A 24,150-nucleotide genomic window follows, 5' to 3' on the forward strand; every position below is an offset into this window, starting at 1 on the left:
GGGAGAGAGGCGAGGGAAGCGATGATCCAGGCCGTCGGACTCACCGGCATCCCCCGCAGAGACCGGCCGCCCGCGGTTGACGACCTCTCCTTCGAAGCCCGGTCCGGTGCCGTCACGGCACTGCTGGGCCCGCCGGGCTCCGGAAAGACCACGGCGCTGCGGCTGATGCTCGGGCTCAGGTCCGGCCGAGGTGTCACCTACTTCCGCGGCCGCCCCCTGCATCACGTCGCGAATCCGGCAAGGGAGGTCGGGGTGCTGCTCGGCGATGTACCCGGCCACCCCGCCCGTTCCGTCCGCGGCCAGTTGCGCATGCTGAGCGCGGTCGCCGGCGTGCCCGCGGCCCGCGCCGACGAGCTGATCGACGTCGTCGGACTTGCAGGGCTCGGCGAGCATCGACTGGGCCTGCTGTCCGTGGGCATGGACCGCAGACTCGGCCTCGCCGCCGCTCTGTTGGGCGATCCGCAGTCACTGCTCCTCGACGAGCCGTCCAAAGGCCTCTCGCCGGGCGACAGCAGTTGGTTGTCGGGACTACTGCGAAGCCATGCCTCCCAGGGCGGCACCGTCCTGTGCACCACCAGCGACCCCAAGGAGGCCGCCCGGGTCGCCGACCGCGTCGTCACGATCCAGGACGGCCGCCTTGTCGCGGACCAGGACGTCGCGGACTTCGCGCGTACCAGGCTCCGCCCCCGCGTCGCCGTCCGGACGCCGCACGCCGCACGTCTCTCCGCGGTCCTCAGCCGCGAGGCGCGAGTGGACCGGCGTTCGGTCGAGGTGGTCGCCGAGAGCAGCAGCCTGCTGTCCGTCTATGGCAGCAGTTGCGCCGAGATCGGCGAGACCGCGTTCCGCCACGGCGTACTGGTCCACCGGCTCACCGACGAGGTCGGCGACACGGGCCCCGCCCGGACACGTAGCGCTGCGCCCGATGCCGTTTCCGCCTCCGTGCGGGACGACCGTTGCGTGGCCGCTTCCGTGCCGGACGACGGCAGCCTGGCCGTTTCCGTGCCGGAGAACGGCTCCGCCGCGGCCGCGTCCAAGGCGGCGGACGATGCCGCACCGGAGACCGCGGAGCCGTGGACCCGGCCCGTGCAGGGCGACGAGGACGTATCGGAACTGCGCCCTGCCCGGAGCCCCGTACGGCCGCTGCGCTACGAACTCCGCCGCCTCCTCGGCACCCGGACCGCCCCGCTCGTCGCGGCGGCCTCCCTCGCCGTCTCCCTCGCCCTGTGCGTGCTGCTCGCCCGCACCGGCACGGTCCTGGAGCCGAGCGTGTACGCCGCCTGGCCCCCGTTCCTGCCACTGCCGCCCGCCGCTCTGTGCGCCGGGCTCCTCGGGGCGCTCTCCTTCGGTGAGGAGTTCCGCTACCCGGTTCTCGCCGCGACGCGCGGCACCGTGCCCCGCCGCCTCGCTCTCCTGCTGGCCAAGCTTGCCGTGAGCGCGGCCGCCGCCCTGCTGCTGGCGGTCCTCGTCGTGGTGGCCGATGCCGCGGCGCTCCGTCTGGTGTACGGGATGGATCCGAGTCCCGTCGTACGGAACTGGAGGGTTCTGGTCGTCGGTTGGGGCGGGCTCTGTGTGGGATGCGCCTGGGCCGGGCTGCTGGCCGCCGGGATCTTCCGTGTCACAGCAGCAGGAGTCGCCGCCGTGCTCGCCGTACCGATCCTTGTCGCGCCGCTCGTCGAGAGCGCGCTCGTCGTACCGGCCGCCCGTTCGATCGCCGGACTTCCGGGCCGGCTGCGGGAACTGGCCTGGATGCAGCTTCCGAAGCAGACCGACCACTTGCCGGCGGCCGCCGCGCGGGTCGTGGCCCAACCCGTCGGAGCGGCCCTCGCCTTGTCGTTGTCCGTTCTGATCTGCGCGTTTCTGCTCATCGGCCTTCGGCGCAGGGCGCGTTGGTGATCACCGCCGACCGGGAATCGGTGAACTGTTCACAACTCCCGTGAGGGTGCTCGTTTCTTTCCGATAAGGCGTCAATTACAGGGTGGACGCCGATCACCCTTTCGTGTGCTTTTCACCAAAGACCTCAAGGGGTCCGTGGGCCGCGCCGACAAAGGATGCGTGAGTACCCTTGCGCACACCATGATGACCGCCGCCCGCTCTGCCGATTCCGGCCTCGCCGGTCCGGGCGAACTCGACCGATACCCCTACGCGGAGTCGTCCGGCGCCGACCGCGTCGGCCCGCCCTCGTGGGAGGGATCCGATGCCGAGCTCGGCCGGGTGGGCCGCCGCACGGCGGGCAGCCGGGGCCGCGGACTGCACGGCCAACTCGTCCAGCAGCTCGGCCAGATGATCGTTTCCGGGGACCTGGGCGCCGACCGCCCGCTGGTGCCCGAGGAGATCGGCCAGCGCTTCGAGGTCTCCCGCACCGTCGTCCGCGAGTCGCTGCGTGTCCTCGAGGCCAAGGGCCTCGTGAGCGCCCGCCCCAATGTCGGCACCCGGGTCCGCCCCGTCAGCGACTGGAACCTCCTCGACCCCGACATCATCGAATGGCGGGCCTTCGGTCCCCAGCGTGACGACCAGCGCCGGGAGCTGAGCGAGCTGCGCTGGACCATCGAGCCGCTCGCCGCACGCCTGGCCGCAGGGCACGGCCGTGAAGACGTCCAGCAGCGCCTCGCGGACATGGTCGAGATCATGAATCATGCCCTTGCGCAGGGTGACGGGATCACCTTCTCGCGGGCCGACGCCGAGTTCCACTCCCTGCTCATCCAGCTCGCGGGCAACCGCATGCTCGAGCACCTCTCCGGGATCGTCGGCGCGGCTCTCCAGGTCTCCGGAGGTCCGGTCACCGGCTGTGACCGCCCCACCGAGGCCTCCCTCACGCACCACGCCCGGATCGCCGACGCCCTCGCCTCCGGTGACTCGCACGCGGCAGAGTCCTCCATGCGACAGTTGCTCAACGCCCACCCCGAGGTGGAGCGGGTGGTGCCCGCCCCGCGCGAGCACTGACCCCCGACCGTGGCCGGCCGGCACTCGCAGCCGGGGACCGAGGGGGCGTACGCACGGCGCGTCGCCGGATTCCACAGGGATCCGGCGACACGATTGTGCGTATTTCCTCGTTTTGCCTGTCATGCCCCATATGGGGTGTGACTCGGGCCACGTGGATTGGGCGTAACACTCCTCGGAGCAGCGCGATGACCTAAGAGGTGACAGCCGAGGAGGGAATACAGCCGCCATGGGCGGCGCTGTGAAGCTCCGAGGCTCAGCCCGCGCCACCGGTTCATCCGCATCGCGGTGGTCGTCGGCTCCGGCCCGTTCATGGGTGGGGCCGGAAGCCGTTTTCCATCGTTCCGAGAGGTTGTTCGTGTCGGCCAGCACATCCCGTACGCTCCCGCCGGAGATCGCCGAGTCCGAGTCTGTGATGGCGCTCATCGAGCGGGGAAAGGCTGATGGGCAGATCGCCGGCGATGACGTGCGTCGGGCCTTCGAGGCTGACCAGATTCCGCCAACCCAGTGGAAGAATGTTCTGCGCAGCCTCAACCAGATCCTCGAGGAAGAGGGTGTGACGCTGATGGTCAGTGCAGCGGAGTCGCCGAAGCGCGCCCGCAAGAGCGTCGCAGCGAAGAGCCCGGCAAAGCGCACCGCCACCAAGACCGTCGCGGCCAAGACCGCCACGGCGCAGACTGTCGCGGCCACCGCGGCGCCGGCGGCCGAGTCCGTCGACGTCCCGGCCGACGATGAGTCCACGGCGACCGCTCCTGCCAAGAAGACGGCCGCCAAGAAGACGGTGGCCAAGAAGACGGTGGCGAAGAAGACCGCTGCCAAGAAGACCGCGGCGAAGAAGACCGCGGGCAAGAAGGACGCCGACGAGGCTGTCGAGGGCGAAGAGCTGCTCGATGAGGTCCAGCCCGGCGGCAAGGGGGACGAGGAAGAGGCCGAGGGCGAGAGCAAGGGCTTCGTCCTGTCCGACGACGACGAGGACGACGCGCCTGCCCAGCAGGTGGCCGTCGCCGGCGCCACCGCCGACCCGGTCAAGGACTACCTCAAGCAGATCGGCAAGGTCCCGCTGCTCAACGCCGAGCAGGAGGTCGAGCTCGCCAAGCGCATCGAGGCGGGCCTGTTCGCCGAGGACAAGCTGGCGAACTCCGACAAGCTCGCCCCCAAGCTCAAGCGCGAGCTGGAGATCATTGCCGAGGACGGCCGCCGCGCCAAGAACCACCTGCTGGAGGCCAACCTCCGGCTGGTGGTCTCGCTGGCCAAGCGCTACACCGGCCGCGGCATGCTGTTCCTGGACCTGATCCAGGAAGGCAACCTCGGCCTGATCCGCGCGGTCGAGAAGTTCGACTACACCAAGGGCTACAAGTTCTCCACGTACGCCACCTGGTGGATCCGGCAGGCGATCACCCGCGCCATGGCCGACCAGGCCCGCACCATCCGTATCCCGGTGCACATGGTCGAGGTCATCAACAAGCTCGCGCGCGTGCAGCGCCAGATGCTCCAGGACCTGGGCCGCGAGCCCACCCCGGAGGAGCTGGCCAAGGAGCTGGACATGACCCCGGAGAAGGTCATCGAGGTCCAGAAGTACGGCCGCGAGCCGATCTCGCTGCACACCCCGCTGGGCGAGGACGGCGACAGCGAGTTCGGTGACCTCATCGAGGACTCCGAGGCGGTCGTCCCGGCCGACGCTGTCAGCTTCACACTGCTCCAGGAACAGCTGCACTCGGTGCTCGACACCCTGTCCGAGCGTGAGGCGGGCGTGGTCTCCATGCGCTTCGGTCTCACGGACGGCCAGCCGAAGACGCTGGACGAGATCGGCAAGGTCTACGGCGTGACGCGTGAGCGGATCCGCCAGATCGAGTCCAAGACCATGTCGAAGCTGCGTCACCCGTCGCGTTCGCAGGTGCTGCGCGACTACCTCGACTAGGCCGCAGGCGCAAGCGATCCATCGGTGAAGGGCCCGGCATCCGCGAAGGACGCCGGGCCCTTCTGCGTGCCCCGCAGGTGCGCACCTGGCCCGAGTGGCTGACTCTGAGTGGACTGGATTCACGCAGAGTGCTGGAGGCTGTATGCGTCGTCGTTCCACCCTCCGAGGTCCGGCCCGGGTGTCGGCCCTGCTCGCCGCGGTGTTCGCGGCTCCATTGGTCCTGCCCCCGCCCGCCGTGGCCGACAGCGTCGTCGTCGGCGGCTTTCCGGTGAAGATCGAGGAAAACCCCTGGGTCGTCGCCCTCTCCAGCCGTGACCGGTTCGGAGGAACCCGGGCCGGACAATTCTGCGGTGGGGCGGTGGTGGCACCCGACAAGGTCATGACGGCGGCCCACTGTCTGAGCCGGACCGTCCTCGGCAAAGAAGTCAGTGACGTACGGGATCTGCGGGTGATCTCCGGGCGTTCCGAGCTGACCGGCTCGCAGGGCCGGGAGATCCTCGTGCGCAGTGCCTGGATCGCGCCCGCCTTCGACGCGGCGGCCAACAGCTCCGACATGGCCGTGCTGACCCTGGCGGAGTCGCTGCCCGCGTCCGCGGTGCTGCCGCTGGCGGGCGAGGGCGACGCAGCCTACGAGCCGGGCACACCGGCGAAGGTCTACGGCTGGGGCGACATGAAGGGCGACGGGAGCTATGCGCCGTCGCTGCGGGCGGCGCAGGTGTCGGTGCTGCCGGACGAGACGTGCGCTACCGCGTATCCGGGCGGCCCCGGCGGGCTGTACGCGAAGGCCACGATGGTGTGCGCGGGGGACTTGCGCGGTGGGCACGACGCCTGTCAGGGGGACAGCGGGGGACCGCTGGTCGCCCGCGGGCGTCTGATCGGTCTGGTCTCGTGGGGCAGCGGCTGCGGGCGGGCCGATGGTCCCGGCGTGTACACCAGGGTCGGGACGGTGGCCAGGAACGGCATCGGAGGGGGCTGAGCCCGACCGGACCCGGGGTTGGTCGGCCGCGGGTCACGCGCCGCGGCGGTGACCGAACGAGAGCGGGCGGCTGCCCCTGGTGTTCAGGGGAAGCCGCCCGTCACCCGGTCCAGGACCGGGCCTTTGGCTCGTCGTGGATGCGAGGTGTCAGCGTTCCTCTTCGCCGGTCGCTGCGGGCACGGCCGTCAGTCGGTCCGTCTCATCCTGTATCTCTGCGGCGATCTTCTTGAGTTCCGGCTCGAACTTGCGCCCGTGGTGCGCGCAGAAGAGCAGTTCACCACCGCTGATCAGGACGACGCGCAGATATGCCTGGGCGCCGCATCGGTCACAGCGGTCTGCCGCCGTCAGCGGGCTCGCGGGGGTCAGAACAGTAGTCACGTCGCCTCTTCTCTAGCTCGACGAGCTGTCGTACCAGGGTCAACATCCAACCAGGCCGGAAACGTTCCCGCTCGTGGCTTCTCCTTGAAACTTCTTCCCAAGGTGGCTGTCTGTTGCCGGTTGGCGGCGAATGAGCCGTATTGCTTCGCTCTACGGATTTCGCGTTGCTTGTCTCTTTTGGCCCTCCCGGCTGAGTTGCCGGTTGTTCATGAGGACGTGCCCGGAGCCTAAATGGTTCATGCCTCGAAGGGAACGTGATGTGCACGTCACCCCATCGAGGGATCGAACATGTATGCGAGGCTGGACTAGCATAAGAAATCACGAGGGTGGCGTTACATCGGCTCTACCAGGCCTCGGTACGCTCTGACCGGCGACCGACGCCCGGGCCTTTACCCCACTTGGCCACATCTGAAATTCAGCGAGGAGCGAACCGCGTGACCGCCGAAACGTCCGTGCCGTCCACAGCGCTGCTGACTGCAGACCGTGACGGTTCCAACTACACCGCGCGGCACCTGCTCGTCCTGGAAGGGCTCGAGGCCGTCCGCAAGCGCCCCGGCATGTATATCGGGTCGACCGACAGCCGTGGTCTGATGCACTGCCTCTGGGAGATCATCGACAACTCCGTGGACGAGGCCCTCGGAGGCCACTGCGACCACATCGACGTCATCCTTCACGAGGACGGGTCGGTCGAGGTCAAGGACAACGGCCGCGGCATCCCCGTCGACGTCGAGCCCAAGACCGGCCTGTCCGGTATCGAGGTCGTGATGACCAAGCTGCACGCCGGCGGCAAGTTCGGCGGCGGCTCGTACGCCGCCTCCGGCGGTCTGCACGGCGTGGGCGCATCTGTGGTGAACGCCTTGTCGGCCCGCCTCGACGTCGAGGTGGACCGCAATGGCTCCACCCACATGATCAGCTTCCGGCGTGGTGTGCCCGGTATCTTCACCGAGTCCGGCCCGGACGCCCCCTTCGACCCGGCCAACGGTCTGCTCAAGGGCAAGCGTGTGCCCAAGGCCCGCACCGGCACCCGGGTGCGCTACTGGGCCGACCGCCAGATCTTCCTCAAGGACGCCAAGCTCTCCCTGGAGAACCTGCACCAGCGTGCCCGCCAGACGGCCTTCCTCGTGCCCGGCCTGACCATCGTCGTCCGCGACGAGCGCGGCGATGCCGCGGAGGCCGGTGACGGCAAGAGTGTGGAGACCTTCCGCTTCGACGGCGGCATCAGCGAGTTCTGCGAGTTCCTCGCCCAGGACAAAGCCGTCTGCGACGTACTGCGTCTCACCGGGCAGGGGACCTTCAAGGAGACCGTCCCGGTCCTCGACGACCGCGGTCACATGACCCCCACCGAGGTCACCCGCGAACTCGCCGTCGACATCGCCCTGCGCTGGGGCACCGGGTACGACACCACGGTCAAGTCGTTCGTCAACATCATCGCCACGCCCAAGGGCGGCACCCACGTCACCGGTTTCGAGCGCTCCGTGACCAAAACGGTGAATGAGGTGCTCCGCTCCGCCAAGCTGCTGCGCGTGGCCGAGGACGACATCGTCAAGGACGACGCCCTCGAGGGCATGACCGCGGTCGTCACGGTGCGGCTCGCCGAGCCGCAGTTCGAGGGGCAGACCAAGGAGGTTCTGGGCACCTCGGCGGCCAACAGGATCGTGGCCAACGTCGTCGCCAGGGAACTCAAGGCGTTCCTGACCTCCACCAAGCGCGACGCCAAGGCTCAGGCCCGTGCGGTGCTGGAGAAGACCGTGGCCGCCGCGCGTACGCGCATCGCGGCGCGCCAGCACAAGGAGGCGCAGCGGCGGAAGACCGCCCTGGAGTCCTCCTCGCTGCCGGCCAAGCTCGCCGACTGCCGGAGCGACGACGTCGAGCGCAGCGAGCTGTTCATCGTCGAGGGAGACTCCGCGCTCGGCACCGCCAAGCTCGCGCGCAACAGCGAGTTCCAGGCGCTCCTGCCGATCCGCGGAAAAATTCTGAACGTACAGAAGTCGTCCGTCTCGGACATGCTCAAGAACGCCGAGTGCGGTGCGATCATCCAGGTCATAGGGGCGGGCTCGGGCCGGACGTTCGACATCGACGCGGCGCGGTACGGAAAGATCGTGCTGCTCGTCGACGCCGATGTCGACGGTGCGCACATCCGGTGTCTGCTGCTCACGCTCTTCCAGCGCTATATGCGGCCCATGGTGGAGGCCGGCCGGGTGTTCGCCGCCGTGCCGCCGCTGCACCGCATCGAGCTGACCCAGCCCAAGAAGGGCCAGGACAAGTACGTGTACACGTACTCGGACAGCGAACTGCGCACCACGCTGCTGGAGTTCCAGCGCAAGGGCATCCGGTTCAAGGACAGCATCCAGCGCTACAAGGGCCTCGGTGAGATGGATGCCGACCAGCTGGCCGAGACCACGATGGACCCGCGCCACCGCACCCTGCGCCGGATCAACATCGGCGACCTGGAATCCTCCGAGCAGGTCTTCGACCTGCTCATGGGCAATGAGGTCGCACCACGCAAGGAGTTCATCACCAGCTCGGCGGCCACCCTGGACCGTTCGCGCATCGACGCCTGACCGGGCCCTGCCCACCCAGGGGTGGAGTCGCGAGCTCCACCCCTGCGCCGATCCGCCCACGGCGCCCGCTCCGTAGCATCGAAGCCGACGGAGGGGGGCCGCAGTGGCTCGTGACAGGTGGGCCGGGTGGCCGATGCGGGAGTCGCTCACGCGCGTCGGCATCCCCCGGGCCCGGACGGTGCTCGACGGCGTCCTGATCGTCTCGCTGTCGAGCTGGGCGGGCTACAGCGCCTACGCATCGGAGGCCTTCGACGGTCCGCGGGCGGTGCTTCCGCTGCTGGGCTTCCTCGGCTGCGCCGCAGCGGTCATCGGATACCGCGCCACCACCCTCGCCAACCGGCTGCTGCCCTCGCTCGGGATGCTCGCGGCCGTCGCTGCCATCGGTGCGGCGGCGTACAAGGGCGGGGCGGCCGTTCCGGCGACCGTGCTGTGGGTCTGCACCGGGGTCATGGCGATGGAGCGGCTTCCGCTCGGCGCCGCGGTCGGCACCGTCGCGGTGCTGGTCCCGGGGTTCGTGCTGACCGACGACACGGAGCTGGGGCCGTTGCTCACCACGGCGGCCGTACTGCTGGCCGGCTATTCGCTGCGCCTGGACGCCGCCGCCAGGGGCACCGGCTTCCGGCTCCTTGCCCACGAGCGGGCCGCGCGCGAAGCCGAGGCCACCTCCGCGGCCCTCGCCGAACGGGCCCGGATCGCTCGCGAGATCCACGATGTGCTGGCACACAGCCTCTCCGCCCAGCTGGTGCACCTGGAGGCGGCCAGGCTCCGGATCGAACAGGAACCGGAAGGCATATTCCGGAACCAGATCCTGGAGCGCGTCGTGGCGGCGCGCGCCATGGCCCGGGAAGGGCTCGCCGAGACCCGGCAGGCGCTCTCCGCGCTGCGCGGCGAGCTGGCGCCGGTCGAGGACTATCTGTCGGAGCTGGCCGCCGCCGACGGAGTCGTGGCCGAAGTGACAGGGGAGCGGCGGCCGTTGAGCGCCGAGGCTTCGCAGGCCGTGCGACGAGTGGCGCAGGAGGCACTCACCAATGTGCGCAAGCACGCGCCCGGAGCGGTCGTACGGATGCTGCTCGCTTATCAGGAGGAGGAAATCGCCCTGGACATACGCGACTCGGGCGCCGGTGCGGCGCAGGGTGATCTCACCGCATCAGGCAGCGGGTACGGTCTTCTGGGGATGCGGGAGCGGGCGGAACTGCTCGGCGGCTCGCTGGAGGCAGGACCGGACGGAGAGGGCTTCGTGGTGCGGCTGCGAGTGCCGGCATGACCGGGCAGATCGCCCGAGTGATCGTCGCCGATGATCAGGCGGTGGTGCGCGAGGGCATCGTGATGCTGCTGGGACTGCTGCCCGGCATCCAGGTCGTGGGCTCGGCCAGGGACGGTGAGGAAGCGTTCGCCCTGGTCGCCGAACTCGCTCCCGATGTCGTCCTGATGGACCTGCGGATGCCCCGCTGCGACGGGGTCGAGGCCACCCGCCGTATCCGCCGTGAGCATCCTGCGACCCAGGTGGTGGTGCTCACCACGTATGCGGACGACGACTCCCTCTTCCCGGCGCTGCGTGCGGGCGCACGCGGCTATCTCACCAAGGACGCCGACGGCGACGAGATCTCGCGGGCCATCCGCGATGTCGTCGCCGGACGGGCCGGGCTTTCCCCGGTGGTGCAGCAAAGACTGCTCGAGCAGGTCACGGCACAGACCGAGCCGGCCACGCCGCGGCTGCCCGACGGCCTGACCGCCCGTGAGGGCGAGGTGCTCACCCTGATCGCGGAGGGCCTCGGCAACGCCGACATTGCCCGCAGCCTGCAGATCTCGACCGCCACCGTGAAGACCCACATCAACAACCTGTTCGCCAAGGCCGGACTCCACGACAGGGCCCAGGCAGTGCGCTACGCCTACCGCGAGGGCCTCGCGCAGCCGCCCCGGAACCGCATCACCTGATGGGGTGAAGAGCACGGAGAGAAGAGTCCGGGATCTTCCCCATCTGTCCATCCTTGGGCAAGCGGCCGAAACGGTTCGCTGGCAAGGAGAGTTGAGCGGTGGAGAAGCAGGACGGGCGGGATGCCGCAGCTGTGCGGCTCGAGGACCCTTGGTACGACGCACTGGCCTCCGGTTGGGGCGATGTGGACGGCACAGGAACTCCCGCGTCCGTACCGCCGGACGCCGCGGCCGCAGGCGGCACCGGCACCGGCCGCAGCGCGGCCGACATCTATCTGGAGGTGCAGCGCAGCGCCGCGTTCCAGGAGGTACGCAGCCGTTACCGGCGCTTCGTCGTTCCGGGCGCCATCGGCTTCCTCGTCTGGTACTTGGCGTATGTCGTCGCCGCGACCACCGCGCCGGACCTGATGGCAAGACCCGTGGCCGGGGCGGTGAATGTGGCGATGGTCGCCGGGCTCGCTCAATTCCTCACCACCTTCCTGCTGACCTGGGCCTATGCCCGCCATGCCCGGCTGCGGCGGGATCGAGCCGCCCTCGAACTGCGCTGGGACACCCAGGAGATGACGCGAGGGGCCGAGCGTTGAACGGCGATCACCAGGCCCTGGCGCTGCTGCTGTTCAGCGCGTTCGTCGCGGTCACGCTCGGCATCACCACATGGGTGAGCCGCAACAGGCACGGCTCGGCGGAGGAGTTCTACGCCGGCGGGCGGCTGTTCTCGCCCATGGAGAACGGCTTCGCCATCGCGGGTGACTACATGTCCGCCGCCTCCTTCCTCGGTATCTCCGGGCTCATCGCGCTCTTCGGCTACGACGGGATGCTCTACTCCGTCGGCTTTCTGGTCGCCTGGCTCGTCGTCCTGTTCCTCGTCGCCGAACTGGTCCGCAACTGCGGCCGGTTCACCCTGGCCGATGTCATCGTGTCCCGGATGAGAGAACGCCCCGTCCGCATCGCCACGGGAACTTCTTCGGTCACCGTGTCCGTTCTGTATCTGGTGGCGCAAATGGTCGGGGCGGGAAGCCTGGTCGCGCTGCTGCTCGGCGGGACGAGCGAGGCCGCGCGCTCGTGGACCGTCGTCGGAGTGGGTGCCCTGATGGTGATCTACGTGTCGATGGGAGGGATGCGAGCCACCACCTGGATCCAGATCGTGAAGGCCGTGCTGCTGATGGCCGGCGCGGTCGCGATGACCGTGCTGGTGCTGATCCGCTTCCACGGCGACTTCAACGAGCTGCTCACCACCGCTGCCGAACGCAGCGGCCACGGCAAGGACTTCCTCTCACCCGGACTCCGGTACGGCGGGGACTGGACCGCGCGCCTGGACTTCATCAGCCTGGGCCTGGCGCTGGTCCTCGGTACGGCAGGGCTGCCGCACATCCTGTCGCGCTTCTACACCGTGCCGACCGCGCGGGCCGCCCGCCGCTCGGTCGTCTGGTCCATCGGTCTCATCGGCAGCTTCTATCTCATGACGATCGTGCTCGGCTTCGGCGCCGCGGCCGTGGTCGGTACGGACGAGGTACGGAAGTCGAGCGCCGCGGGAAACACGGCCGTGCCGCTGCTCGCCCTCGACCTCGGCGGGGGAGCGGGCTCGTCCGGAGGCGCCGTCCTGTTCGCGGTGGTCGCCGCCGTGGCGTTCGCGACGATCCTGGCAGTCGTCGCGGGGATCACGCTGGCATCGTCGGCCTCGGTGGCCCACGATCTCTACGCCTCGCTGCACCGCCGACGTGCGCGCGGAGCCGCGTCCGGCAGACACGCGCGGGCCCAGTACAGCGAGGTCGCGGTGGCCAGGGTGGCCGCGGTGGGTATCGGTGCGATCGCGATCGCACTCGGCCTGCTGGCGCGCGATCTCAATGTCGCCTTCCTGGTGGGGCTGGCCTTCGCGGTTGCGGCCTCCGCCAATCTGCCCGTGCTGCTGTTCTCGCTGTTCTGGCGCAACTTCACCACCCGTGGCGCGGTCTGGTCGGTGTACGGAGGCCTCGTCCCGGCCGTGCTGCTCGTGGTGCTGTCCCCGGTGGTCTCCGGCAGTCCCCAGGCGCTCTTCCCCGGCGTGGACTTCCATCTCTTCCCGTTGGAGAACCCTGGACTCGTCTCGATCCCGCTGGGCTTCCTGGCCGGGTGGATCGGCACGGTCATCTCGTCCGAGCCGCCGGATGCCGCCAAGCACGCCGAGACGGAGGTACGGGCGCTCACAGGCGCCGGCGCGGTCTAGGTGTACTGCCCTGTCCAGGCGGACCAGGTGCGTTGCGCCGTCTGCCGGCCGACCCCTGCGCGTGCCGCGATGGCCGAGTGGGCCTGCGCGACGACCTGGAAGTTGGGCACCACGGACGCATAGGCCGCGTGGATCTCCGCGACCCGGATGTCGTCGTCCACGACCAGTACGTGGGTCATCGGGCAGCCTCTCCCGCGGAGGCGTCTTCCACGGCTGCTCGGCCCGCGGGTGCGGCCACCCCGCCCGGAACTGCGTCCGTCGCTCCGCGTTCCGCGGCCGCCGGCTCCGGCTCGGTCAGCGCTTCGGGGAGTACGACGGTGAACTCGGCGCCACCGGCAGCGGCCTCGCGTACCTGCGCGCTGCCGCCCTGGCGCTGCGCGAACCGGCGCACCAGGGCCAGGCCCAGCCCTCGCTTGCCATGGGCCGGCAGTTCCTTGGTGGACCAGCCCTCGTTGAAGATCAGCTCACGGTGCCCGTCCGGGACGCCCGGTCCGCTGTCGGCGATACGCAGCACCACCGTGCGTCCCTCGGCGCGCAGCTCCACCTCGATCCGCGGGCCCTCGGAGCCCGCGGCCGCGTCCAGCGCGTTGTCCACGAGGTTGCCGACCACTGTGACCAGCCCGCGCGGATCCACCAGCCGGTCGGGCAGCAGTGTCACGGGGGAGATGCGCAGCGAGACACCGCGCTCCGCCGCCACCGTCGCCTTCCCCACCAGCAGCGCGGCCAGCAACGGGTCATGGATCTTCTCCGTGATCTGCTCCGCGGTGGCCCGGTGCACCCCGACCACCTCGGTCACGTACTCCACCGCCTCCTCGTGCATCTCCAGCTCCAGCAGCCCGAGCAGTGTGTGCATTCGGTTGGCGTGCTCATGATCCTGCGCGCGCAGGGCGTCGATCAGGCCCCGCGTCGAGTCCAGCTCCCGGCCGAGCTGCTCCAACTCGGTGCGGTCGCGCAGCGTGGCCACGGCACCGCCGTCGTCCGTCGGCATCCGGTTGGCGATCAGCACCCGGCTGCCGCGTACGGTCAGCAGGTCCGTGCCGCTCACCCGGCCGGCCAGCACATCGGTCGTGCGCCCCTCGCCCAGGACTTCGTCCAGCGGTCGCCCGGTGACATCCGCGCCGAGGCCCAGCAGCCGCTGTGCCTCGTCGTTCAGCAGCCGGATCCGCCCGGAAGCATCGAGGGCCACGACGCCCTCCCGTATGCCGTGCAGCATTGCCTCGCGCTCGGCGAGCAGCGCCGCGATGTCGGAGAAGGCGAGGTCGTGGGTCTGCCGCTGCAGCCTGCGGGAGATCAGATAAGCGGCCAGCGCCCCGATGGCCAGCGCCCCGCCCGCATAGGCGAGCAGGCCTGGGATCGCCGCCAGCAGCCGGGCGCGTACGCTGTCGTACTCGATGCCCACCGACACCGCACCCACGATGTGGCCGTCGGCGTCGCGCAGCGGCGCCTTGCCGCGGGCCGAGCGGCCGAGAGTGCCGCTGTCGATCTCCATCACCTCCCGGCCCGCCAGCGCATCGCTGGGGTCCGTGGACACGATCCGTCCGATCTCGCCGGGGGAGGTGTGGGACCACCGCACGCCGTTGTGGTCCATCACGACGATGTACTCGGCGCCCGTGGCCTGCCGGATCCGTTCAGCCTCGGCCTGCACGGGACCGGTGGCGGTCGGCCGGGTGGCGGTCAGGTCCTCGGCGAGCTCCGGTGACGCGGTGGTCTCGGCGATCGCAAGTGCGCGCCGCATGGCCTGGTCGTCGAGCTGGGCGCTGAGCGGCGCGAGGAACAGCCCGGTGGCCAGCGCGGTGACTCCGGTGGCGATGGCCAGCTGCATCAGCAGGACCTGGGAGAACACCCGCTGCGGCCAGCCGAATCGCCGTCGCCGGGCGGGGACGGTCGGTACGCGGCTCATGCCTAACGTTAAGGGGAGCAGTGGCCCCTACCGAAATTTCGTGTGTGCCGGAGGTCGGCCCTCCAGGCGGAACGACAGAGGCCCGATTGACGGCGCCATGCCAGTAGACGCACGAGTGAAGACCGCGGCAGTGGCCGATCGTCCGCCCCGTGTCAGTGCTGGTCGGTCGTCCACGCTGACGGGTCGGAACCGGTGCGTCGCGTTCGTTCATGGTGAGGCCGGTGCGCAGGTGCGGCAAGCACCGTACGGCAGTCGAGCCAGGCGTCAGCGCTCAGCAAGTCCTGGAGTCGGGTGAACAGGTCAAGCAGCTCAGTGCCCCACTTGTCACGGAAAGCAGGGTCGCCGTGGGCGAGGTCGAGTTCGTTGGCGGCCGACAGTTCGACGAAGTCCCGACGCAACCGGGGTCCTGGAATGTGGGAGCGTCCGGTGAACCGGTCGTGGAAGGCGGCGTCGGCCTGGCTGAGAGACGGGTAGGTGGCCTTCCGGTCGCATGAGGCGTACAGATACACGATGGCCTCAGCCTCCGCGCCGATCACCGCCGAAAGGTCAGTACGGCGATCCGGTGGCAGCAGGCCTGTTGGGAAGCCGTCGGTGCCGTAGAAGGCGTGGCACAGACCGGCGAGCTGGAGGGCGGGGCGGGCTCGCCACGCGGCGAGCCGGGCCTGTACGCGCTGGAGGTGGGCAAGGAGAGTGCCGCCGGGGTGGGCGATGCTTTCGGCGCCGGACCGGCGCATGAGCGCAACGGCTCGGTCAGCCGCGGCAGCAGGGGGAGCAGGCACAGTGTCCGTGTCCTTTCGGTGCCGGGTCGGTCGGCACCCGTACGGCGCCTTCGCTGGTCCGGATCCGCGCGAAGGCACCGGACGGGTTGCCGCCTGGGCCCTGCGACGATCTTCTGGCCCCTCAGCCCCCCAGTCAATCCTGGAGATTGCTCTCCTGGTCTTAGGTATAACTTGGGTGCCGTGACTCTGGATGACCTGCGTGTGTTCGTGGCCGTGTGCCGGGCGGGAAGCCTCAGCGCCGTGGCCCGGGACCTGTCCTGTACGCAGTCGGCGGTGAGCCAGCACGTCAAACGCCTGGAGCGGGAGACCGGTGTGAGCCTGCTGGAGCGTCAGCCGCGCGGGGTCGTGCCGACAGCGGCCGGGCGGATCCTGCGCGACGCCGCCGCCGAGGGGATCGGCGGGCTCGATCTTGCGCTGCGCCGCCTCGGCGATCTTGTGAACGGAGAAAGCGGCTCCGTGCGGATCGCGACGGGCGGTACGACTGTCCGGCATTTCATGGCCGAAGCGATCGTCTCCTTCCGCCGGCGCTTCCCGAGGGTGAGCCTGGAGTTCCAGACCGAGACCTCCAGTCGCAGCTGCTTCGACGCCCTCCTGGCCAGCCACCTCGACCTGGCCTGGATCACCATCGGCGCCCCGGTGCGTGGCATCGAGCAGCGACCCGTTGTCAGCCTGCCCTGGGTACTCGCTGTGCGGTCCGACGATCCGCTCGCGACCCGGGCGCGCATCGACGTCTCCGACCTCATGGACATCCGTCTCGTCCGGCTGCCGCCGAATTCGACCTCCGGCGCCCATCTGGACGCCGTCTTCGCCGGAATGGGCGTCCGAGCCGGTTCGGACACGAGCGTCGCCGACTGGGACACGGCCCTACTGCTTGCCGAACTCGGCCTGGGGCACGCCGTCGTGCCCGCCGTGCCGCGTCCACCGAAGCCCGGCGACGGCGGCCCGCTTCGCCTCATCCCCATTCCCGCGCTGCCGCCACTGTCCGTCGGCTGGGCCGTACGCCGCTGGGACGCGCTCTCCCCGCTTGCCCGGACCTTCGCCGATGCGGTCGCCGACAGCTGTGCGCAGACGCCACCGCTGTGCGCCGGAGAGGCAACTCTGATGCCCGGCAAAGATCAGTAGCCGCACGCGCAGACTGCCTGCCCTGGGCCGCGGACGCGCCCTTCAGCGGATTCGGCTCGCGTACGGAGCCGTGGCTGCCGCAGCCGCAGGGCTGGGAGGCCTACGCAGCCGACCGCCAGAGCGACGACCCGGGGTCGATGCTGAACCTGTACCGCGAGGCCCTGCGGCTGCGGCGCACCACCCCCGGCTTCGGCGACGGCCCGCTGACCTGGCTGGACACCCGGCCCTCGGTCCTCGCCTTCACCCGCACGGACGGCCTGGCCTGCGTGGTCAACCTTGGTGCGAGCCCGGTTGAACTCCCGCCCCACACCGGGGTCCTGCTGACCAGCGGCACGCTCGACGCGGAGGGACGGCTGACCCAGGACACGGCGGTGTGGCTGAGCACCTGATCCCGCGCCGTGCGCACCCTCGGGACACGACAACGTGCCCGGCGCCTGTGGGCCCCGGGCACGTGTTGATCCCTTCGTGCCGGGTCAAGCGTCGGGGATGTCCGCCTTGGCTCTGATGAGCGTCTCGCGACTGATGATCACGATCCGTTCGTAGTCCGCTCGCGCGGCGTCGGCCGGTAGCTCTTGGTCGAGCGTGGCTGTCGCCTCGGTGCCGATCACGGCGAAGCGTCCGTCGCTGAGCTCGAAAATGTCCGGGCAGGTTTGCCCGGACAAACTTCCACGCTCGCGAGGAGAGGCTCCGATCCTACGCAAGATCTTCACTGCGCCGTTCCCTGGGGTCTCGAGGGGCGGATGAGGGAAAGGGATCAGCGTACATTGGTGACGAACCGTCAGTTCGTGTTCCGGGGGGAAACGGGGAGCGTTGTCGATCATTCGGCGTCGCGGTCGGCTGCGTCGTCCGCATCGGCGATCAGCCGGTCGAGCCTGCGTCCTAACTGGGCCTCCTGCGACTCGTACCGGAGACGGGCACGGTGTGGCCTGGTGACGGACCAGTACTCACGGAAGATCTCGTTCCTGCTGAGTGCCTCCAGGTGCGCCGGAAGATCGTCCCAGCTCGTCGAGCCGATCCGGTAGGCGTGCAGGACATTGTTGTACAAGGCGTTGGCGTACAGATACTGACGCTGCTTCAGGGGTGGGATGTCGCCTTCGTAGGCATCCAGTACTGCGGCGAGGTCCGGATCGTCGAGTGCCTTGGACAGCAGCTCGAAGTGCAGGCGGTGCTGATTGGTGATGTCGGCGCGCCGATGGTAGCTGTTTGCGGCTGCCATGTGTTCGAGCTGGGTGCCGAGGTTGGAGTTCTGGCGGCGGAGCTGGCCGTGCTGGATCACCAGGGCGACGAGGACCGCGCCGAAAGCCAGGCCGGAGAAGACGGCATTCGCCGGCGAGATGTCGGTGTCCGGTGCGAGAGCCTCCATCGAAGTGCTGATGGCGAGACTGAGCGCGGCGACCAGGCCCACCACGCCTATCACGGAGGCGAGGACGAGCGCGATGCCGGCCGCCACCCCCCGCTGCTGCCGATTTCCCTGCGTGTTCATGTCAAGCCCCCGAATCACAGGCGACCGATCACCGGGCCGGGCAGAGGACGGGCGTTGCGGGGCCGGTGGCAGTGGTCGTTGACTGCGTGCGCCGACTCCCAGAGTGCCGAGCGGCTCTGACCGGCGGGGAGGCGGAGGAACGGCGCACGGAGGGAACGCAGTGGCGTTTTTCCGCTTGCCGTGTCGAATGTGTGCCCGTTGCGCGCTGCTAACAATCGTTCACTTGGGGGCCGGGGTTGCTCGCTCCCGCCGTCCCGGCGGAGTGTGTGGCCTGCGAGGATGCAGTGGTGACTGAGCAATCGCCGCAGGCTCGTCGCCCACTGCCGACCGATGAGCCTCGCCCGGCTGTGAATGAACGAGGGCACGGTCTTTCGAGCCGGCCCCGAGGTGACCGTTGCCCCGCGATGCGTTTTCGGACACGGCTTACCCGCGGAAACACTTTTCCCGCAGGGCTCGCTGCTCCACCATGGGCTCTTGTTTCCGGCTGGTAACTCCGACTCGTTCGCCGACGAGCAGGCGAGGCGGCTGTCGTAGTGAGCGAGGAGTCACGAGCGTGTCAGAGCTCCACCAGGTCGGTCCGGACGCCACGTACGACAAGCCGGTCGGTACCGCCCTTTCGGATGCGGAGCTCACCGAGCGCATTCGCGCCGGTGCCCCGGCCGCCCATCTCGCCTCCCAGGAGCTCAAGCGCCGCCACCAGGCCGCTGTCATCTCCTACGCCCGGCTCTGCGGGCGTGACCAGGTCGCCGGCTACCAACTGGCCGTCCAGGCCTTCGGCCTCGCCACCCAGGAGGCCTGCCGGGGGATCGAGCCCAGGGGTACCTGGCGTCACCATCTGCTGATGCATGTTCAGCGGATCGGCGCCACCTGGGCAGCCGGCGGCCGGCGGGACCTCCTCGCACCCGAGTTCGCCGCGTGGATCGACGGGACGGCCGAGGGCCACGCACCCGGTCTTCCCGAGAACCTGCGCGCCGAGGCCGAGGCCTCGTCCGCCATGCTCACCGGCTTCTACCGGCTGCCCGAGCTGACCTGCGGCGTCCTCTGGTACGCGGTGGTGGACGAGGAACCCGATGCCACGGTCGCGACCTACCTCGGCATCCGCCCGGATCTCGTTCCCGAGCTGCGGATCAAGGCACAGGACGCTCTGCGCCAGGCCTGCATCCAGGCGTATCTGGAGCGCAGCGGGGACCGGAAGTGCCTGGGGTTCCGCCGCATCATCGAGGCGTCGGCGCGGCCGGGGGACCGGCGCTACAGCGAGGATCTGACGCTCCATCTGGCCGAATGCCCCAGCTGTACAGGGCTGGTGACCGAGCTGACGCGGATGGCGGACGACCCACGGGCGGTGTTCGCGGAGGGCCTGCTCCGGTGGGGCGGAGCGGTCTACGCGGCCCGCGCCTTGCTGCGCGGGCGGCTCGACGACGTACCGCAGCCGCCCGGCAGCACGAAGCCCGCGTCCGGCCTGGCGCGGCTCACTGCCCTGGCCAAGTCGCCCCGGAGCGACGGCACGCGACCGAACGGTGTGCGGCAGCCCCGCGCCGTTCTCCTTGTCGCTGCCGCGGTCGCAGTCGCCGTCGTCGCCGGGACGCTGCTGGCAACCGCCTCCGAGAACTCCGACTCCGTCCGCAACCGCGCGGAGGAGCCCGTGCGCCAGGAGTCCTGGCCCCCGGCAGCCGTGCCGGCAGCCGCGCCGTCGGCGAGCACCACTGCAAGCCCGTCCGCGAGCCCCACCAAGAAGCCGAAGAAGCCCTCGCGCTCGCCGAGCCCCAGCGCATCGGCCTCCGCCGCCGAATCACCGGCAGCCGCCCCCACGAAGAGCGCGCCTCCCCGGGCCGTGCCGATCGCCGTCGGAGGCGGATTCATCCAGATCGTCAACGCGGAATCCGGACTGTGCCTGGACATCGAGGACGGCGTGATGGAAAACCGCACAGATGTCGTCACGGCTCGCTGCACCGGTGCCCGGACCCAGCAGTGGAGCGTGGATCCCAACGGCCTCCTGCGCAGCAACGAGGACCCCGATTACTGCCTCGACTCGCGCGGTGACACCGACCGCGGCGTCGGCATCTGGTCCTGCGCCTCCGTCAACGGCAGGAACGGCCTGAACCTGCTCTTCACCGTCGACGGATCAGGGGCCATACACCCGCGGATCGCACCGGACTTCGCCCTTGAGCCCGCGGGAGACTCCGAAGGCAGTTCCCTTGAGTTCGACCCGACCGACGGAGACAGCGACCAGCGCTGGACCGCGGGCGGCTCCTAGAGGGGCGGGCCGAGCGCATCGTGCGGTGCTCGCGCCGCGCCCTATCCTGGGGGCGGCCCGAGCAGTCCAGAACCACCGAGGTGCCGCCGTGAGCGTGACCAAGTCGCAGATCCCCGTCGTCGTCCTTGCGGGCTTCCTGGGATCCGGCAAGACCACGCTGCTCAACCACCTCCTGCGACGTAACGGTGGCAACCGCATCGGGGTCGTCGTCAACGACTTCGGCTCCATCGGGATCGACGCCATGACGGTTGCCGGACAGGTCGGCTCCACCGTCTCGCTCGGCAACGGATGCCTGTGCTGCGCCGTCGACGCGAGCGAGCTGGACGACTATCTGGACCGGCTCACCCGCCCCGGTGCCCGGATCGATGTGATCGTCATCGAGGCCAGCGGGCTGGCCGAGCCCCAGGAGCTCGTGCGGATGATCCTCGCCGGCGACAATGCGCGCGTCGTGTACGGCGGGCTCGTCGAGGTCGTCGACGCAGCCGAGTTCGACCGGACGCGGGCACGGCACCCCGAGATCGACCGGCATCTGGCCGTCGCGGATCTGATCGTGCTCAACAAGACCGACCGGGTCGCGCCGGCCGTACTGGACCGACTGCACGCCACGCTGGCCGAACTCGCCGCAGGCACCCCGGTCATCGGCGCCGAGTACGGTCGCGTCGACCCCGAGCTGCTCCTCGACCCTGCGGCGGGGCGCCCCGAGCAGGAGGCGGACGTACGACAGCTCTCCTTCGAGGACCTGTACGCGGACGCCTACGACCACGAGCACGGCCACGAGGACCATCTGCACGCCGCGTACGAGAGCGTGGCCGTCACCTCGGCGCTGCCCCTGCACCCCCGCCGGCTGATGGACTTCCTCGACTCGAGGCCCGCCGGGCTGTACCGGATCAAGGGGTTCGTCGACTTCGGCGCCGCCGATCCGCGCAACCGGTACGCCGTGCACGCCGTCGGACGGTTTCTGCGGTTCTACCCGCAGCCCTGGCCGCCCGGCGAGGAGCGCATGACACAGCTGGTGCTCATCGGTTCGGGCATCGATGCCCCGGCGCTCGGCAAGGAGCTGGACGCCTGCGCGCAGAACGGACCCGAGGACCGTCCCGACGAGCGCAGCATGTGGGGTGTCCTGCGCTTTGTGCCGAAGGAGCCGGACGGCGAACCGTCCGACCCCTTCGACAGCGACGACCGGGCCTGATCCTCGAAGAAGGGCCCTAGCTCGCCGGGCCGGCCAGCACCGCGACCGGCGAGGTCAGCGGCGTCCCCGAACCGTCGCGGCGCGGGTCGGGCTCCGGCAGCTCGGCCGGTGAGCCGTTCTTCTGCGCCGCACGTGCCGGGGCCGCGCCCGCCCAGGCCAGAATCAGCTTGTCCTCACCCTTCAGGAAGCGCTGGCAGCGCACACCGCCGGTCGCGCGCCCCTTGCGCGGGTACTGGTCGAACGGCGTGAGCTTCGCCGTCGTCGGCGCGTCGTCCAGCGTGTCCGACGAACCGGCCACCGTGAAGACCACCGCGTCCGCGGCAGGGTCGACCGCGGTGAACGAGATCACCTCGGCCCCGTCCGTCAGCTTGATGCCGGCCATACCGCCCGCCGCGCGGCCCTGCGGCCGCACCTGCGAGGCGGGGTAGCGCAGCAGCTGGGCGTCGGAGGTGATGAAGACCAGGTCCTCCTCGCCCGTACGCAGTTCGACGCCGCCCACGATGCGGTCCCCGTCCTTGAGGGCGATAACCTCCAACTCGTCCTTGTTCGCCGGGTAGTCGGGCACCACGCGCTTGACGACGCCCTGCAGGGTGCCCAGCGCGAGGCCGGGCGAGGACTCGTCGAGCGTGGTCAGGCACACCACGGTCTCGTCGGCCTCCAGGGACAGGAACTCGGCGACCGGGGCCCCGCCCGACAGGTTCGGCGTGGACGCGGTGTGCGGCAGCTGAGGCAGATCGATCACCGACAGCCGCAGCAGCCGCCCGGCCGAGGTCACCACGCCCACGTCACCGCGCGCGGTCGCGGGAACGGCCGAGACGATCACATCGTGCTTGCTGCGCTTTCCGCCGTCGTCGGGGAGCGGCTCCCCGGTGACGGTACGCGCCAGCAGGCCCGTCGAGGACAGCAGCACCCGACACGGGTCGTCGGCGACCTCGAGCGCCACCGCGGACACCGGCGTGGCCGCCGACTCCAGCAGCACCGTGCGCCGCTCGGTGCCGAACTTCTTCGCCACCGCGGCCAGTTCGCCCGAGACGAGCTTGCGCAGCTCTGCGTCCGACTCCAGGATCGCGGTCAGCTCGGCGATCTCCGCGTTGAGCCGGTCGCGCTCGCTCTCCAGCTCCAGGCGGTCGAACTTCGTCAGCCGCCGCAGGGGTGTGTCGAGGATGTACTGCGTCTGGATCTCGGAGAGCGAGAAGCGCTCCATCAGACGCTGCTTGGCCTCCGCGGAGTTCTCGCTGGACCGGATCAGCCGGATGACCTCGTCGATGTCGATCAGGGCCACCAGCAGGCCCTCGACCAGGTGCAGCCGGTCGCGCCGCTTGGTGCGGCGGAACTCGCTGCGCCGGCGCACCACGTCGAAGCGGTGGTCGAGGTAGACCTCGAGCAGCTCCTTGAGGCCGAGGGTCAGCGGCTGCCCGTCCACCAGTGCCACATTGTTGATACCGAAGGACTCCTCCATCGGCGTCAACTTGTACAGCTGCTCGAGGACCGCCTCGGGGATGAACCCGTTCTTGATCTCGATGACCAGCCGCAGTCCGTGCCGCCGGTCGGTGAGGTCCTTGACGTCCGCGATGCCCTGGAGCTTCTTCGCCGAGACCAGATCCTTGATCTTCGCGATGACCTTCTCCGGGCCGACCGTGAAGGGCAGTTCGGTGACGACCAGGCCCTTGCGGCGCGCCGTCACGTCCTCCACGGTGACCGTGGCGCGGATCTTGAACGTGCCCCGGCCGTTCTCGTACGCGTCCTTGATGCCGCTCAGGCCCACGATGCGGCCGCCGGTCGGCAGGTCCGGTCCCGGTACGTAGCGCATGAGGGTCTCGAGGTCGGCGCCCGGGTGCCGGATCAGATGGCGGGCGGCGGCGATGACCTCGCCCAGATTGTGCGGGGGCATGTTCGTCGCCATACCGACCGCGATACCGGACGCGCCGTTGACCAGCAGATTCGGATAGGCGGCGGGCAGTGCGACCGGCTCGCGCTCCTGGCCGTCGTAGTTCGCCTCGAAGTCGACCGTGTCCTCGTCGATCGACTCCGTCATCAGGCTCGTGGCGTCCGCCATGCGGCACTCGGTGTAGCGCATGGCGGCCGGCGGGTCGTCGTTGCCCAGTGAGCCGAAGTTGCCGTGGCCGTCGACCAGGGGCAGCCGCATGGAGAAGGGCTGCGCCATGCGCACGAGCGCGTCGTAGATCGACGCGTCGCCGTGCGGGTGCAGCTTGCCCATGACCTCGCCGACGACACGGGCGCACTTCACATAGCCGCGGTCCGGCCGCAGACCCATCTCGTTCATCTGGTACACGATCCGGCGGTGCACCGGCTTCATGCCGTCACGTGCGTCCGGCAGGGCCCGGGAGTAGATCACCGAGTACGCGTACTCGAGGAAGGAGCCCTGCATTTCGTCCACCACGTCGATGTCGAGGATCCTCTCCTCGAAATCGTCCGGCGGTGGGGTCTTCGTGCTGCGGCGGGCCATCGCGGCTGCTGCTCCTTCACGTACCAGGTCTGGATCTGACGCGGACCATTG

Annotated in this window: 18 protein-coding genes and 2 pseudogenes; 13 read left to right on the forward strand and 7 right to left on the reverse strand. The window is 69.8% G+C overall.

The window, feature by feature from the left end:
* The first annotated feature begins 21 nt into the window (after window positions 1-21).
* The 4 genes from ABZ208_RS12170 to ABZ208_RS12185 all read left to right on the forward strand — a co-directional run bounded on the left by ABZ208_RS12170 (window position 22) and on the right by ABZ208_RS12185 (window position 5,831).
* On the forward strand, window positions 22-1,893 hold the full coding sequence (locus ABZ208_RS12170; RefSeq protein WP_356909391.1) for an ATP-binding cassette domain-containing protein: 1,872 nt from the start codon (window positions 22-24) through the stop codon (window positions 1,891-1,893).
* A gap of 159 nt (window positions 1,894-2,052) precedes the next feature.
* The gene (locus ABZ208_RS12175) at window positions 2,053-2,940 is read left to right on the forward strand and encodes a FadR/GntR family transcriptional regulator (RefSeq protein WP_356909392.1); all 888 of its coding nucleotides are present in this window, start codon (window positions 2,053-2,055) and stop codon (window positions 2,938-2,940) included.
* A 355-nt stretch (window positions 2,941-3,295) separates the two neighbouring features.
* Window positions 3,296-4,855 (forward strand): RNA polymerase sigma factor, encoded by a 1,560-nt coding sequence (locus tag ABZ208_RS12180; RefSeq protein WP_328395604.1) that lies wholly within the window; start codon window positions 3,296-3,298, stop codon window positions 4,853-4,855.
* A 142-nt stretch (window positions 4,856-4,997) separates the two neighbouring features.
* Window positions 4,998-5,831 carry a serine protease gene (locus tag ABZ208_RS12185; protein WP_356909393.1) on the forward strand — a complete coding sequence of 278 codons (834 nt, stop codon included), beginning with the start codon at window positions 4,998-5,000 and terminating at the stop codon, window positions 5,829-5,831.
* 147 nt (window positions 5,832-5,978) lie between these two features.
* Here ABZ208_RS12185 and ABZ208_RS12190 read toward each other — a convergent pair whose 3' ends face one another.
* Window positions 5,979-6,209 carry a hypothetical protein gene (locus ABZ208_RS12190; protein ID WP_328395600.1) on the reverse strand — a complete coding sequence of 77 codons (231 nt, stop codon included), beginning with the start codon at window positions 6,207-6,209 and terminating at the stop codon, window positions 5,979-5,981.
* A 434-nt stretch (window positions 6,210-6,643) separates the two neighbouring features.
* On the opposite strand from ABZ208_RS12190, the gene ABZ208_RS12195 reads away from it, so the two are divergent.
* The 5 genes from ABZ208_RS12195 (at window position 6,644) to ABZ208_RS12215 (ending at window position 12,905) form a co-directional block, all read left to right on the forward strand.
* Window positions 6,644-8,770, forward strand: coding sequence for a DNA topoisomerase IV subunit B (locus ABZ208_RS12195; RefSeq protein ID WP_356909394.1), 2,127 nt, complete (start codon window positions 6,644-6,646; stop codon window positions 8,768-8,770).
* 133 nt (window positions 8,771-8,903) lie between these two features.
* Entirely contained in the window at window positions 8,904-10,034 is a 1,131-nt protein-coding gene (locus tag ABZ208_RS12200; protein WP_356909455.1) for a histidine kinase, read from the forward strand.
* Window positions 10,031-10,705: a response regulator transcription factor gene (locus ABZ208_RS12205; protein WP_356909395.1), complete on the forward strand. Its 675-nt coding sequence runs from the start codon at window positions 10,031-10,033 to the stop codon at window positions 10,703-10,705. Before ABZ208_RS12200 ends, ABZ208_RS12205 begins: the two co-directional genes overlap by 4 nt.
* Before the next feature lie 98 nt (window positions 10,706-10,803).
* On the forward strand, window positions 10,804-11,286 hold the full coding sequence (locus ABZ208_RS12210) for a DUF485 domain-containing protein (RefSeq protein ID WP_356909396.1): 483 nt from the start codon (window positions 10,804-10,806) through the stop codon (window positions 11,284-11,286).
* Window positions 11,283-12,905: a cation acetate symporter gene (locus ABZ208_RS12215; RefSeq protein ID WP_356909397.1), complete on the forward strand. Its 1,623-nt coding sequence runs from the start codon at window positions 11,283-11,285 to the stop codon at window positions 12,903-12,905. Before ABZ208_RS12210 ends, ABZ208_RS12215 begins: the two co-directional genes overlap by 4 nt.
* Window positions 12,906-12,976: 71 nt before the next feature.
* Here ABZ208_RS12215 and ABZ208_RS12220 read toward each other — a convergent pair.
* From ABZ208_RS12220 to ABZ208_RS12230, 3 genes and pseudogenes are all read right to left on the reverse strand, one after another.
* Window positions 12,977-13,084, reverse strand: a pseudogene (locus tag ABZ208_RS12220) (two-component system response regulator); the annotation flags it as partial.
* Entirely contained in the window at window positions 13,081-14,805 is a 1,725-nt protein-coding gene (locus ABZ208_RS12225; protein ID WP_356909398.1) for a sensor histidine kinase, read from the reverse strand. The gene ABZ208_RS12225 and the pseudogene ABZ208_RS12220, both read right to left, overlap by 4 nt.
* Before the next feature lie 152 nt (window positions 14,806-14,957).
* Window positions 14,958-15,539, reverse strand: coding sequence for a DUF6817 domain-containing protein (locus tag ABZ208_RS12230; protein WP_356909399.1), 582 nt, complete (start codon window positions 15,537-15,539; stop codon window positions 14,958-14,960).
* Between the two features lie 225 nt (window positions 15,540-15,764).
* On the opposite strand from ABZ208_RS12230, the gene ABZ208_RS12235 reads away from it, so the two are divergent.
* Window positions 15,765-16,706, forward strand: coding sequence for a LysR family transcriptional regulator (locus ABZ208_RS12235; protein ID WP_356909400.1), 942 nt, complete (start codon window positions 15,765-15,767; stop codon window positions 16,704-16,706).
* A 17-nt stretch (window positions 16,707-16,723) separates the two neighbouring features.
* A pseudogene (locus ABZ208_RS12240) lies at window positions 16,724-17,095 on the forward strand (DUF3459 domain-containing protein); the annotation flags it as partial.
* Window positions 17,096-17,179: 84 nt separating this feature from the next.
* On the opposite strand, the gene ABZ208_RS12245 reads toward ABZ208_RS12240, so the two are convergent.
* Window positions 17,180-17,416, reverse strand: coding sequence for a hypothetical protein (locus ABZ208_RS12245; RefSeq protein ID WP_328395584.1), 237 nt, complete (start codon window positions 17,414-17,416; stop codon window positions 17,180-17,182).
* 107 nt (window positions 17,417-17,523) lie between these two features.
* Window positions 17,524-18,189 (reverse strand): DUF6082 family protein, encoded by a 666-nt coding sequence (locus ABZ208_RS12250; protein ID WP_356909401.1) that lies wholly within the window; start codon window positions 18,187-18,189, stop codon window positions 17,524-17,526.
* Between the two features lie 553 nt (window positions 18,190-18,742).
* On the opposite strand from ABZ208_RS12250, the gene ABZ208_RS12255 reads away from it, so the two are divergent.
* Together ABZ208_RS12255 and ABZ208_RS12260 are read left to right on the forward strand one after the other, a co-directional pair.
* Complete coding sequence (locus ABZ208_RS12255; RefSeq protein ID WP_356909402.1) at window positions 18,743-20,443, forward strand: RICIN domain-containing protein; 1,701 nt, start codon at window positions 18,743-18,745, stop codon at window positions 20,441-20,443.
* 88 nt (window positions 20,444-20,531) lie between these two features.
* Complete coding sequence (locus ABZ208_RS12260) at window positions 20,532-21,632, forward strand: GTP-binding protein (RefSeq protein ID WP_356909403.1); 1,101 nt, start codon at window positions 20,532-20,534, stop codon at window positions 21,630-21,632.
* Window positions 21,633-21,648: 16 nt separating this feature from the next.
* Here the strand turns inward: ABZ208_RS12260 and ABZ208_RS12265 are convergent, their stop codons facing one another.
* Window positions 21,649-24,099 carry a DNA topoisomerase IV subunit A gene (locus ABZ208_RS12265; RefSeq protein ID WP_356909404.1) on the reverse strand — a complete coding sequence of 817 codons (2,451 nt, stop codon included), beginning with the start codon at window positions 24,097-24,099 and terminating at the stop codon, window positions 21,649-21,651.
* Window positions 24,100-24,150: the final 51 nt, after the last annotated feature.

This window comes from Streptomyces sp. NPDC006208 (genome assembly GCF_040613775.1).
Classification (GTDB): Bacteria; Actinomycetota; Actinomycetes; order Streptomycetales; family Streptomycetaceae; genus Streptomyces.

What these genes read in the sequence shown, in the direction of transcription:
- ABZ208_RS12230 (WP_356909399.1), bottom strand. Translation starts at nt 15,539, where the DNA reads ATGCGCCGGTCCGGCGCCGAAAGCATCGCCCACCCCGGCGGCACTCTC.
- ABZ208_RS12205 (WP_356909395.1), top strand. Translation starts at nt 10,031, where the DNA reads ATGACCGGGCAGATCGCCCGAGTGATCGTCGCCGATGATCAGGCGGTG.
- ABZ208_RS12185 (WP_356909393.1), top strand. Translation starts at nt 4,998, where the DNA reads ATGCGTCGTCGTTCCACCCTCCGAGGTCCGGCCCGGGTGTCGGCCCTG.
- ABZ208_RS12200 (WP_356909455.1), top strand. Translation starts at nt 8,904, where the DNA reads ATGCGGGAGTCGCTCACGCGCGTCGGCATCCCCCGGGCCCGGACGGTG.
- ABZ208_RS12250 (WP_356909401.1), bottom strand. Translation starts at nt 18,189, where the DNA reads ATGAACACGCAGGGAAATCGGCAGCAGCGGGGGGTGGCGGCCGGCATC.
- ABZ208_RS12170 (WP_356909391.1), top strand. Translation starts at nt 22, where the DNA reads ATGATCCAGGCCGTCGGACTCACCGGCATCCCCCGCAGAGACCGGCCG.
- ABZ208_RS12265 (WP_356909404.1), bottom strand. Translation starts at nt 24,099, where the DNA reads ATGGCCCGCCGCAGCACGAAGACCCCACCGCCGGACGATTTCGAGGAG.
- ABZ208_RS12225 (WP_356909398.1), bottom strand. Translation starts at nt 14,805, where the DNA reads ATGAGCCGCGTACCGACCGTCCCCGCCCGGCGACGGCGATTCGGCTGG.